The organism is Bacillus stratosphericus, from assembly GCF_020524495.1.
Taxonomy (GTDB): Bacteria; Bacillota; Bacilli; order Bacillales; family Bacillaceae; genus Bacillus; species Bacillus stratosphericus_B.
The window spans coordinates 63805-76598 of sequence record NZ_JAIVLB010000002.1; the positions used below are offsets into that span (position 1 = coordinate 63805).

Consider the following 12794-nt stretch of genomic DNA (forward strand, 5'->3'; position numbering starts at 1 on the left):
GACTTGAACTTTCATGACGATTTCAACAAACAAGCAGCAGCAAGCAACTTTAAGGAAACAAGTAGGTCAATTTTCTGGTGCTGATTCAAAAAAAAGTATCATGCAGCTTTTCAATACATTTATTCCATTTTTAGGACTTTGGTTTCTAGCCTATTATAGCCTGAACATCTCCTACCTTCTCACCCTCTTGTTTGCGGTCATTGCAGCTGGTTTTTTAGTTCGTGTCTTTATTATTTTTCACGACTGCTGCCACCAATCCTTTTTTAAACAGAAGCCGCTGAATCACCTGTTCGGTTTCTTAACGGGTGTACTCACCCTTTTCCCTTATCTTCAATGGCAAAGAAGTCATTCCATTCACCATGCCACAAGCAGTAATTTAGATAAACGCGGCACAGGTGACATTTGGCTCCTGACAGTGAAAGAATATGAAGAAGCAGCTGTATGGACGAAAATTCGCTACAGATTATACCGAAATCCCTTTGTGATGTTTATTTTGGGGCCGATCTTTGTGTTTCTCATTCAAAATCGGTTCAACGTCAAGAGTGCTCGTAAAAAAGAGCGCTGGAATACGTATTTCACAAACGTGACGATTATTTTATTTGCAGCAGCCACATGTCTCCTCTTTGGCTGGCAAGGCTTCCTGCTTGTTCAAGGGCCGATTTTTCTCATCTCTGGATCAATTGGTGTGTGGCTGTTTTATGTGCAGCATACGTTTGAGGATTCTTACTTTGAAGCAGATGAACATTGGAATTATGTGCAGGCAGCTGTAGAAGGCAGTTCCTTTTACAAATTACCAAAACTCCTTCAATGGTTAACAGGCAATATCGGTTACCACCATGTCCATCATTTAAGCCCACGGGTACCAAATTATCATTTAGAGCATGCCCATCAGCAAAGTGAACCGCTTCAAAATGTTCCAACCATCACTTTGAAAACTAGTATTGAGTCAATGAAATTCAGACTATGGGATGAAGAGACGAAGGCATTTGTTACCTTTAAAGAAGCACGTCAGACGAGAATTACCCCTGTCATTAAAGGAGACATTCTCAAGAAGAATGCATAAACAGCCCAGGCTCTTTCTTACAATAGAAGGAGCTTGTTGTATTTTGTTGTATTTGCAAGATGCGGTAACGTGTTCAATTTGATAAAGTAGTGAAAAAGAATGAAAAAATGGAAAAGGTGAATCACGGATGAAAAAACAACTTAAAATTCAAAAACTGAATGGGATTTCCCCATATATTTGGGCTATTTTTTTCATCCTACCCTTTTATTTTATCTTTAAGACACCTTCGACTTTAGGCATTGTGATCGGCATTATATTGAACGTCGTCTTTTTCTCTGTCTACCGTTTTGCCTTTGTCGCAAAAAGCTGGTCGTTATATGTATTCGGCCTTCTATTAATCGCCATTTCTACTGGTTATGTCATGCTCTACAGCTACATTTATTTTGCTTTTTGCATTGCCTATTTCAATGGGCATATAAAAAGAAAAGTACCTTTCTATATCTTATACTATATCCATCTAGCAAGCGCCGCCGTTGCGGTGAACTTTAGTCTGATCTTAAAAAAGGGCTGGTTTCTCACACAAATTCCTTTTGTCGTGATCACACTCATTAGTGCCATCCTCCTCCCTCTAAGCATTAGGAGCAGAAAGGAACGTGAACGGCTCGAAGAAAAATTAGAATATGCCAATGAACGGCTCGCCGATCTTGTGAAGCTTGAAGAAAGGCAGCGCATTGCACGAGATCTGCATGACACCCTGGGACAAAAGCTTTCCCTTATCGGTTTAAAGAGTGACCTTGCCCGAAAACTCGTGTATAAAGATCCTGAACAGGCTCGTGCCGAACTAAAAAGCGTCCAGCAAACCGCTAGAACGTCTCTCAATGAAGTCCGAAAAATTGTTTCCTCCATGAAAGGCATTCGAATCAAGGATGAAATATTGAATATAAAACAAATACTCGAAGCGGCTGATATTGAATTGATTTATGATGAAAAGGAAGCGCCGAAACACATCTCTCTTCTCAACGAAAACATTGTGAGCATGTGCATCAAAGAGGCCGTGACGAATGTCGTCAAACATAGTAACGCCACTGTGTGTAAAATCACCATTCACCAAAAGTCAAAAGAAGCCGTCATCACAGTTGAGGATGATGGAACATTTAAAGGCGATCATCCACCCTTTCAGACGAAAGGGCATGGTCTTTTAGGGATTAGAGAACGATTGGAATTTGCAAATGGACGTCTGCACATTGAGGCAAAAGACGGGACAAAGCTGATTATGAGCATACCAAATGATTCATCAGCAAAAGAAAAGGAGGGGATGAAATGATTCACATCTTTATCGCAGAAGATCAGCAAATGCTGCTTGGTGCACTCGGTTCACTTCTCGATTTAGAAGACGATATGAAGGTTGTTGGGAAAGGCACAAATGGCCAGGATGCCATTGATTTTACCAGAAAACACTCAGTTGATATTTGTTTAATGGATATTGAGATGCCAGGTAAATCTGGGCTTGATGCAGCTGAAGAACTTAAAGAAACAAATGTAAAGATCATCATTTTAACGACCTTTGCCCGTTCTGGTTATTTCCAAAGAGCGCTGAAAGCTGGCGTTAGCGGCTATATGCTGAAAGACAGCCCAAGCGAAGAGCTGGCAAGTGCCATTCGCAGTGTGATGAAAGGGAAAAAGGTGTATGCCCCTGAATTGATGGAAGACTTATATAGCGACGAAAATCCTTTAACCGAACGAGAAAAATCCGTACTTGAACTCGTCGCACACGGCAAAAACACAAAAGAAATCGCAAAGGAACTCAGCATTAAAAGCGGCACTGTCCGTAACTACATATCCATTATTTTAGATAAACTAGAAGTCAAAAATCGAATTGAAGCCATCACACGCTCAAAAGAAAAAGGCTGGTTAAAATAGGAAAAAAGATCAAGTCATATGCCTTTTTACTTTCTAAAAAATTCCGTTATTTTTTATCACCAACTGGCAAAATGTAATTGACAACAGACCTATGATATATATTCCCTGATGCTCATCTTTGTCCTTGCATTGAACAGAAATCCTGTATGAAGAAATGAATTTTCCGGAGACTATATGATCATTAGCAAAGACAGCGAAATGGACAATTCCTATCAAAACAGTGAAATCTATAAATCCATTCCTGCTGTGAAAGTGTACGAAGCAAATGCTGAAGAATTTTACTTTAATGATTCACTCAAACTGAAATATCAACGATCATTCTTTAAAAAGCATTTTTTAGGTAAATAAGCTGAAGCCAGGGACCTCTTCCCTTGCTTTTTTCTTGTCTGCTTCTAGCGGCAACGCCTTTTTTCCGCTACAATTACATACAAGCTAATTCATAAAGTGTGGTGCTGGTTTTGTTTAAAATTTTGCTGATTGAGGATGATACAACCCTCTTCCAAGAAATCAAAGAACGTTTAATCAACTGGTCCTATGATGTCTATGGGATACACGATTTTCATCAGGTCATGAAGGAATTCACTTCTGTTCAGCCGGATCTAGTCATTATTGACATTCAGCTCCCAAAGTACGATGGTTTTCATTGGTGCCGGATGATTCGGCATCATTCAAATGTTCCAATCATCTTCCTCTCCTCTCGAGACCACCCTGCTGATATGGTGATGTCTATGCAGCTCGGTGCCGATGATTTTGTGCAGAAGCCATTTCACTTTGACGTCCTCATCGCCAAAGTAAGTGCGGTTCTTCGCCGCGTCCATGATTATAATGCAGAACCGGCCAACCTAAAGGTATGGTGCGGCGCTACCATTGATCTAGAAAAAAACACCGTGACCAATGAACATGGTGAGATTGAATTAACGAAGAACGAATTATTTATTCTCAAGGAATTGGTTCAGCATAAACATCATATCGTCAGCCGGGAATCACTCATCCAAGCGTTATGGGAGGATGAACGGTTTGTAAGTGACAATACGCTGACTGTAAATGTCAATCGCCTTAGAAAAAAACTAGACGAGATCTCTCTCGGTACCTTTATTGAAACAAAAGTGGGTCAAGGGTATCTCGCAAAGGAAAAGGATGATCAATGATGCTGCAAGCATTTTTAAAAGAACGAAGAAGCTGGATTCTGTTCTTCCTTAGCCTACAGCCACTCATTCTTTTTGTTGCTTATTTGGATACGACAATTCCAGTAGCTTCTCTTTTTTATATCGTTTTATTGTCTACGTTACTCATGATCGTCTTTCTTTTTTTCCGTTACCGAAAAGAAACAGATTATTATCAAAGCCTGAAAGAATGGGACGAACACATTGATCCTCAAATGCGGATGGGCCCCTCTTCCCCATTTGAACAGATCGTACATGATGCAACGTCAGAGCAAATCGCCCGCTACCGGCAGATGGCGGCTGAGCAAAAAAGCGCTCTTGAAGAAGAAAAAGATGAACTGCTTTCATGGATACATGAAGTCAAAACACCTCTAACAGCGATGCACTTAATGATTGACCGCTTAACAGAGGAGCCCCTGAAATCGAATATGACGTACGAGTGGCTCAGAATTCATTTATTACTTGATGCACAGCTGCACCAAAGCAGAATACGTCATATTGAAAATGATTTATTGATTGAAAAGCTGGATCTGCAAAACATCATAGCGAAAGAAATCAAAGCGCTCCAATCATGGTGCATGCAAAAAGGGATTGGCTTTGAACTAGCATTAGAAGAACGAGACGTATTAAGTGATTCAAAATGGTTATCCTTTATAATGAGACAAGTGCTGACAAATGCAGTCAAGTACAGCCATTCATCTGATATTGTCATCAAAAGCAGAAAAAAGGATGAACAAGTGATTCTCACGATTACAGATCAAGGCAGAGGAATTGATCCGAGAGACCTGTCTCGTATCTTTGAAAAAGGCTTTACCTCCACAAGACATCACAATGACACCGCCTCCACGGGAATGGGGCTGTATTTAACCAAAAAAGGAACAGACGCTCTTCATATGACAATCGATGTCAACTCCACAATGGATCAAGGTACAACCTTCACCTTTATCTTTCCGAAAAAGAATGAATTTGTTCATATTGCGAGCATGTGACAATATTGTCACATGCTCGTCTGTTTTGTTCGCCAAATCGAAGGAAGTCAGTCCGGCTTCTTTTTATACTAAAGTTATCAAAAGAAAAAGGAGTTCATCATATGAATATTTTAGAAGCTCGCAAGCTATATAAAAGCTATGGAAATAAATTCAATAAACAAGAGGTGCTCAAAGGCATTGATCTAACCATAGAAACAGGAGAGTTTGTCAGCATTATGGGGCCATCAGGATCAGGGAAAACAACACTCCTGAATGTATTGTCATCTATCGACCATGTCTCTAGTGGATCGATTCGTATCGCAGAAGCTGAAATGACTCAAATGAAGGATCAGCAGCTCGCTGAATTCAGAAAAAAACAGCTTGGTTTTGTCTTTCAGGATTATAACTTACTTGATACACTGACCGTCAAAGAGAACATCCTTTTACCATTATCGATCTCCAAAACGCCTAAAAAGGAAGCCTTTGAACGCTTTCAACAGCTCGCTGAGGATATGGGGATTTATGAACTTCGAGATAAATATCCGAATGAATTGTCTGGGGGACAAAAGCAGAGGACATCGGCGGTTCGTGCCTTCATTCATGAGCCTAGTCTCATTTTCGCTGATGAACCAACTGGCGCACTTGATTCCAAATCTGCATCTGATTTACTCAACAAGCTGCAAGATTTCAATCGCAAACGAAAAGCGACCATTGTGATGGTCACACATGATCCTGTCGCAGCCAGCTATTCAAGACGAGTCATTTTTATCAAGGACGGACAGATCTATACACAGTTGAATAAAGGCGCTTTAGAGAGAAAGATGTTTTTCGAAGATATTATGAAAACGCAAGGTGTCTTAGGCGGTGTGAAGCATGAACATTAATCAGCTCGTCTTCCGAAACCTGAAGAAAAATTTGAAGAATTACTATTTATACGTGTTTGCTCTTGTGTTTAGTGTGGCACTCTATTTTTCTTTTGTCACCTTGCAGTATTCACCAGCACTTGATGAGGTGAAAGGGTCCATTAAAGGCGGTGCTTCTATTAAAACCGCTTCTATCCTAATCATTGTCATCGTAGGCATCTTTCTGCTATATGCAAATAGCATATTCATTAAACGCAGAGGAAAAGAAATTGGCCTCCTGCAGCTCATAGGGATGACGAAACAAAAAATTACCAAGCTTCTCAATGCAGAAAACTTTATCCTATACATGATCTCCATGGCTATCGGCATATTCGCCGGATTTATCGGCTCAAAGCTGATGCTGATGGTGCTATTCAAAGTGACAGGCGTTAACGCCATTGCCAACCTTCATTTCTCAGGCATGGCCCTTTTGCAAACGATCATCGTCTTTCTATTGATTTATATACTGATTATGCTGAGAAATAGACGTTTTATTAAAAAGCAAACGATCCTAGCTTTATTTAGAACAACGTCTTCTACAGAACAGCGCGTCAAAAAAATCTCTGTGTTTGAAATCATCATTGGGGTTATGGGTATTGTCTCAATCAGCTCAGGCTATTACATTTCTTCTCAGCTTTTTAATGGCTCATTCACATCGATGCCTTCGTTATTTTTAGCCATGATTTTTATTCTAGGTTCTGTCATTATCGGTACCTTTCTTTTCTATAAAGGCTCTGTTTCATTCATTGCCAATATCGTAAGAAAAAGAAAAAATGGCTACCTTGCCATTCATGAAGTCTTGTCACTGTCATCGATTATGTTCCGCCTAAAATCAAATGCACTGCTTTTAACCATTATTACAACAGTTTCTGCACTTGCAATTGGTTTGTTATCATTCAGCTACATTTCGTATTACTCAGCAGAAAAAACAGCAGAACAAAACATTCCGGCTCATTTCGTCATGGGTTCAGAAAAGGGAGCAGCTACCTTCACTCGTGCACTTTCTGACAAGCATATTGCTTATGAAGAACAACAGTTCAAGGTCATTCAAGCCGATTTTGATGTAAAGAAGATCATTGATACAGAGTTAATTAGTCTGGATGAGAATCCAGGAGTGTTGACACTACCAGTGATCAGTGAGAAGAATGCACCCAACTTTCATGTAGAGAACGACGAAGTCATACTAAGCGGCTACAATGATTTAATGAGAAAATTCATGCCCATTAAAAGCTCAGGTGATGTGCAACTTCTAATAAAGAAGCCGCTTACTTTAAAAGTCATTGATATGAAAAGAGATTATTTAATCTCTTACAGGTTCACTTTTAGCGGCTCCCTCCCTGTTGCAGTGGTTAGTCAAGAGGTTTTTGAACAGCTGGATCAAAAGAAAGATCCTAAGCTTCAGTTTGAGAATAACCAATATATCGCGATCAATGTAAAAGATGAGAAACAAATAGAACAAGGCAATGACGTGTTTACTTCTTTAAAAATGAGTGATGGAAGCATGTCTCGTTTAGAGGAGAGTCAGCAGCAAAAACAAGCGACAGGACTGCTGATGTTTGTTGTAGGCTTTTTAGGACTGAGTTTTCTTGTCACATCAGGCTGTATTTTATATTTCAAACAAATGAATGAAAGTGAAGAAGAACAAAGCTCGTACACGATCTTACGTAAGCTTGGCTTTACTGAAAAAGATCTATTAAGAGGCATTCGACTCAAACAGCTATTTAACTTTGGCATTCCGCTGCTAGTCGGTTTGCTGCACAGTTACTTTGCCATTCAATCAGGCTGGTTTCTATTCGGCGGGGAGCTGTGGACACCAATGCTGATCGTCATGTCGATTTATACTGTTTTGTATTCTGTCTTTGGATTCCTGTCTGTCCAGTATTATAAAAAAGTCATTAAAGAATCCTTGTAATTTATCCCCATAGGCCTCTGCTTATGGGGATTTTGTACTTTATTTAATGGTGTTGATTCAAACTTGTGCGATAAAATATGATCACTAGCAGAATATGCTTTTTGTTTGACCTCTTCTCGGTTCACTCCAACAAGCATCCCGTTTCACTGCCTTTCCAGCAATATAGACGGAATCAACATTTAAAGGGTGTGCCGTTTGGACAACCGCCCCAGCTGGATCTGTCATCCGAAGAAGATTCATGCTGCAATGCATGAGCTCCGTTTATAGTTGCTGCTTCAAGCATTTTCCTGGCATCGTCCCCTATGTGACAACATTTAAAATGTGCATACTACATAACGCAGTCAACAGCTGATCTGATGATTGAAAGTGCGTTTTTTTCATGCGGGCTACAAAAAAGCGCTGGATGTTTTCCATCCAAACGCTTCTCGTTTCATTCATGATTATGCTTTTCGCTCAAGCTCTCTTTCTCTCAGCTCTACACGACGAATTTTCGCTGACGGTGTTTTTGGCAGTTCGTCAATGAATTCGATTTCTCTTGGATATTTATATGGTGCTGTTGTATTTTTCACGTGTGATTGCAGCTCTTTGATGAGCTCATCACTTTGTGCAGATGCATCACGCAGGACGACGTATGCTTTGACGATCGATCCTCTGATTTCATCAGGGCTTGCCACGACAGCACATTCTTTCACTGCTGGGTGTTTGATGAGCGCATCTTCTACTTCAAACGGCCCAATGGTATAGCCTGAGCTGACAATAATGTCATCTCTGCGGCTTTCAAACCAGAAATACCCGTCCTCGTCTTTTTTCGCACGGTCACCGGTAATAAAGTAATTTCCGCGTCGCTGCGCCTTTGTCCGTTCTTCATCTTTGTAGTATTCCTTAAATAGAGCAGGTGTTTCGAGATGAACGGCAATGTCACCAATTTCTCCTGGAGCACAAATGCTGCCGTCGTCATCAATGATGTCCACTTCGTTACCAGGAGTTGGTTTTCCCATACTGCCTGGCTTGATATTCATTCCTTTTAATAAACCTACTAGCAGTGTACTTTCTGTTTGACCGTAGCCATCTCGAACTTCTATATCGAAATGTTTTTTGAATGTATCGATGACTTCACGGTTTAGCGGCTCTCCTGCAGAAACGGCACTATGTAGCTTTGGCAGTTGATATTGACTCAAGTCATCTACTTTGGCCATAAATCGATATTCTGTTGGTGTACAGCATAAGACATTGATTTCATTTTTTTGAAGCAGTTCTAAGTACGTATTTGGATGAAATTTACCTCCGTATACAAAGCCTTCCGCTCCACTTCCCAAAACAGATAAGAGTGGACTCCACACCCATTTTTGCCAGCCTGGTCCTGCTGTCGCCCATACTTTATCTCCTTCATCGATCGAGAGCCATGCTTTAGCAGCTGTGCGTAAATGAGCATAAGCCCACCCATGAGTATGAACAACTCCTTTTGGATTACCTGTTGTGCCTGATGTATAGGATAAAAACGCCATGTCAGTCCGTTCTGTTTGTGCCATTTGAAGCTCGCTTGATTGTTGTTCTTTCTGAGCTAAAATGTTTGCCCAGCCATGATCGTTTTCGCCAATCGAGAATGTTTTAAAACCTTTTGGTTGATTCGTTCCATCGAACGATTGAATGAATGAAGCGTAAACGATCGCTCCCTTTGCTTCTGCATGTTCAATCCGGTAATCTAAATCTTTCGCACGAAGCATTTCTGAGCAAGGAATGACGACCATCCCTGTTTTCAAAATAGCTAAATAAATGCTGTATGCCTCTAGCATGCGCGGCACCATCACAATGATTTTATCGCCTTTCTTAAAGCCTGCATGTAACAAAGCATGACCGATTTTATTCGCCTCTTCCACTAATGCTGCATAAGTCACATGCGCCTCATCACCATTTCCGTCCTGCCAGTGCAGGGCCATTTTTTTCCGGTCATGACTAAACGCTTCAATCTCACTGACTAAGTTATATTGTTCTGGTGCAATTAAGTCTTCTCTTTTCATGGTACAGCTCCTTTTAGCCTCTTTCTATGAAATTAATGATGTTTCAAATGACCTATTCACTCATCACTGAAAAATGCTTGAATTAGGACCTACTCCTAGTATTATGCCATAATTTTTTCAATTCGTCTTCTTTTTTTAAAAATATTCTAACAATTTATATGTACAAAAAGAAAAGAGCGGGGATGAACCCGCTCATAAGCCATAGCTTTTAAATTGTGTGTCTTAGAAAGATCCGCCACCCATATGTTGTTGAGCGTAAGATACAAGACGTTTAGTGATTTCTCCACCAACTGATCCGTTAGCGCGAGATGTTGTATCTGGTCCAAGGTTTACACCAAATTCTGAAGCGATTTCATACTTCATTTGGTCGATCGCTTGTGCAGCGCCTGGAACGACTAATTGATTAGAACTGCTTTGTCTGTTTTGTTGAGCCATGTGTTCTCACCTCCTTGTGAATATAGAATGTGTAGAAACACATGACTTCATGCGATTGATTTTATGGTAATTATTATGAAATGTTAAATTTAGAATAAATCAGCGAATTCGTCTGCCGTTTTCTTTTCATTTGTGACAATGATGGTTTCGATTTGCGCAACTGCCTCGTCGAGCATTGGCTCGAAATCAGCAAAGCTTTCGTATCGTTCTACTTTTTCAAGCTTTGGCTTAGTTTTTGGAGATGGCGGTGTAAAGATTGTACAGCAATCCTCAAAAGGCTGAATGCTTGTATCATATGTGCCAATTCGTCTCGCTTCCTCAATAATGTCATTTTTATCAACAGCAATTAGGGGACGAATAATCGGCGTGTTTGTCACATGATTAATGGCATACATGCTTTCAAGTGTCTGACTAGCAACTTGGCCAAGGCTTTCACCTGTAATAATCGCAAGGGCATCTTTCTTCGCTCTTATTTTATCAGCTATTTTCAGCATCATTCTTCTTGTTGACGTCATCGTATAGTTTTCTGGTACTTGTTTGTGAATCAGCTCTTGGATTTTGGTAAAAGGAACTATGTGAAGCTTCACTTCGCCTCCATAGGCAGCTAGGCAACCAGCAAGATCAATGACCTTTTGCTTGGCACGTTCACTTGTATAAGGCGGACTAAAGAAGTGAACCGCTTCAATTTGAATTCCTCGTTTCATAGCCTGATATCCGGCAACCGGGCTGTCAAAGCCACCTGAGAGCATGAGCATCGCTCTCCCGCTTGAACCGACTGGCAAACCGCCTGCACCCTTTACATCTTTAAAAGTAATGTACGTCGCATGTTCTCTAATTTCAATTCGCAAATGAACAACTGGCTGTTTCACATTGACCGTTAAGCCTTCAGTATTTCTGAGGACATGTCCGCCAATTTCACGGTTCATTTCATTTGAATCAAGCTCAAATTGTTTGTAAGACCGCTTCGTTGTGACTTTGAATGTATTCCCTTTTTCGTATACTTCCTTCACAGCCGTTAGCGCCGCTTCTTTAATTGCGTCCATATTGGTTTCACATTTCACTGCAAGACTAAAGCTCTGAATCCCAAACACATTTTTGAGATGTTCTGAAATCGGTTCAGGATTTTCTCCGTTCAGCATGATGGTGATGCGGTCTCTGTCAGATGTGTATTTTAACGCTTCAAAATCTTTTAATACGAATCGTATATGCTGTCTTAGTTTTTCAATGAACTTCTTTCTATTTCTCCCTTTTGTTGAGATTTCACCAAAACGGACTAAAATATAATCATACTTCATATTGTTATCTCATTCCTTTTAATTTTTTCACACTTTGTGCAATAGTTGTGATGATGTGCGGCGCAAGATCAGGACCTTGTCCATACGTCAAACTGATTCTCATGCTGCTTTTAGTGACTTCTTCTGATTTCCCCATAGCTAGCAGTACACGGCTTGGTTCTTTTTTCTTAGCTGAACAGGCAGATGTCGTAGAAACGTAAATGCCTTCTTTTTCAAGCATATGGAGAAGAACTTCAATTTGAATACCTGGCACTGAAAAATTCACAATGTGCGGCGCACTATGCATCAGTGGTGTGTTGATAACGACACCTTCTATTTCTCTAAGCTGCTTTTGCAGCTCCGTTTTTAACGCCAGCATCTGATCATGATGCTTTTCAAGAAGTTCAAATGATTGTTTCATGGCTTTTACTAAGCTGACAGCACCAGCAGGGTTTTCTGTACCTGAACGCAGACCAAATTCCTGCTCTCCTCCTGTGATGAATGGTGCAAGCACTACATTTTTCTTTAAAAAGAGAGCACCTGTCCCCTTCAAGCCATGAATCTTGTGACCTGACATTGTCAAGAGATCCACGTCGATCTGCTTATTGAAGGCTACCTTGCCGATCCCCTGAACCCCGTCGACATGAAAGAGTGCATCTTTTGCATATTCACGAATGATGCCGGCAGCTTCTTCTATCGGCTGGACAGCACCTGTCTCGTTGTTTACGTGCATCATACTGACAAGCACTGTATCAGGTCGAAGGGCTTCTTTTAATTGAGTCATATCTACATGGCCATGCTCACTCACTTGAATATAAGTGATGTCAAAACCAAATAAGTCTTTCAGCTGTTCAAACGATTCAAAGACAGAAGGGTGCTCAATCGCTGTTGTGACAATGTGTTTGCCTCGGTTCATTTTAGCAAGAGCAGCCCCTTTAATGGCAATGTTATTCGCTTCTGTTGCGCCAGATGTAAAAATAATCTCATATTGTTTAAAGCCTGTATAGTGAAGCATTTGTTTGCGCGTTTCACTTAGCAGACGGCTCGCATCAATTCCGAGCTGGTGAAGCGAAGACGGATTTCCAAAAAAACGCTCACTCACTTGCTCATATACTTGTAAAACCTCTGGGTAAGGCTTTGTTGTTGCACTATTATCAAGATAAATCATATCGGAACTCCTTAAAAAAGCTAATAAAATA

At 40.5% G+C, this 12794-nt stretch carries 11 protein-coding genes and 2 pseudogenes; 8 read left to right on the forward strand and 5 right to left on the reverse strand.

Annotation, left to right across the window (positions count from 1 at the left end; genetic code table 11):
* Positions 1 to 13 precede the first annotated feature (13 nt).
* The 8 genes and pseudogenes from desA to LC033_RS01325 all read left to right on the forward strand — a co-directional run bounded on the left by desA (position 14) and on the right by LC033_RS01325 (position 7868).
* Positions 14 to 1063 (forward strand): Delta(5) desaturase DesA, encoded by a 1050-nt coding sequence (gene desA, locus LC033_RS01290; RefSeq protein WP_226566493.1) that lies wholly within the window; start codon positions 14 to 16, stop codon positions 1061 to 1063.
* A gap of 127 nt (positions 1064 to 1190) precedes the next feature.
* On the forward strand, positions 1191 to 2327 hold the full coding sequence (locus LC033_RS01295; protein WP_226566494.1) for a sensor histidine kinase: 1137 nt from the start codon (positions 1191 to 1193) through the stop codon (positions 2325 to 2327).
* A complete protein-coding gene (locus LC033_RS01300; RefSeq protein WP_226566495.1) occupies positions 2324 to 2923 on the forward strand; it encodes a response regulator transcription factor in 600 nt (199 codons plus the stop codon). Before LC033_RS01295 ends, LC033_RS01300 begins: the two co-directional genes overlap by 4 nt.
* Positions 2924 to 3079: 156 nt before the next feature.
* Positions 3080 to 3271 (forward strand): annotated as a pseudogene (locus LC033_RS01305) (ABC transporter substrate-binding protein); the annotation flags it as partial.
* Between the two features lie 110 nt (positions 3272 to 3381).
* Positions 3382 to 4071 (forward strand): response regulator transcription factor, encoded by a 690-nt coding sequence (locus tag LC033_RS01310; protein WP_226566496.1) that lies wholly within the window; start codon positions 3382 to 3384, stop codon positions 4069 to 4071.
* Complete coding sequence (locus tag LC033_RS01315; protein ID WP_226566497.1) at positions 4071 to 5075, forward strand: sensor histidine kinase; 1005 nt, start codon at positions 4071 to 4073, stop codon at positions 5073 to 5075. Before LC033_RS01310 ends, LC033_RS01315 begins: the two co-directional genes overlap by 1 nt.
* A gap of 101 nt (positions 5076 to 5176) precedes the next feature.
* Entirely contained in the window at positions 5177 to 5938 is a 762-nt protein-coding gene (locus LC033_RS01320; protein WP_226566498.1) for an ABC transporter ATP-binding protein, read from the forward strand.
* Positions 5928 to 7868 (forward strand): ABC transporter permease, encoded by a 1941-nt coding sequence (locus LC033_RS01325; RefSeq protein WP_226566499.1) that lies wholly within the window; start codon positions 5928 to 5930, stop codon positions 7866 to 7868. The genes LC033_RS01320 and LC033_RS01325 overlap by 11 nt, the downstream gene beginning before the upstream one ends.
* A gap of 44 nt (positions 7869 to 7912) precedes the next feature.
* On the opposite strand, the pseudogene LC033_RS16970 reads toward LC033_RS01325, so the two are convergent.
* From LC033_RS16970 to LC033_RS01345, 5 genes and pseudogenes are all read right to left on the reverse strand, one after another.
* A pseudogene (locus LC033_RS16970) lies at positions 7913 to 8172 on the reverse strand (amidohydrolase family protein); the annotation flags it as partial.
* Between the two features lie 136 nt (positions 8173 to 8308).
* Complete coding sequence (mbcS, locus tag LC033_RS01330; protein ID WP_226566500.1) at positions 8309 to 9886, reverse strand: acyl-CoA synthetase MbcS; 1578 nt, start codon at positions 9884 to 9886, stop codon at positions 8309 to 8311.
* A 222-nt stretch (positions 9887 to 10108) separates the two neighbouring features.
* Entirely contained in the window at positions 10109 to 10321 is a 213-nt protein-coding gene (locus tag LC033_RS01335) for an alpha/beta-type small acid-soluble spore protein (RefSeq protein WP_226566501.1), read from the reverse strand.
* 89 nt (positions 10322 to 10410) lie between these two features.
* Positions 10411 to 11616 (reverse strand): tRNA uracil 4-sulfurtransferase ThiI, encoded by a 1206-nt coding sequence (gene thiI, locus LC033_RS01340; protein WP_226566502.1) that lies wholly within the window; start codon positions 11614 to 11616, stop codon positions 10411 to 10413.
* A 4-nt stretch (positions 11617 to 11620) separates the two neighbouring features.
* A complete protein-coding gene (locus LC033_RS01345; protein WP_226566503.1) occupies positions 11621 to 12763 on the reverse strand; it encodes a cysteine desulfurase family protein in 1143 nt (380 codons plus the stop codon).
* Positions 12764 to 12794: the final 31 nt, after the last annotated feature.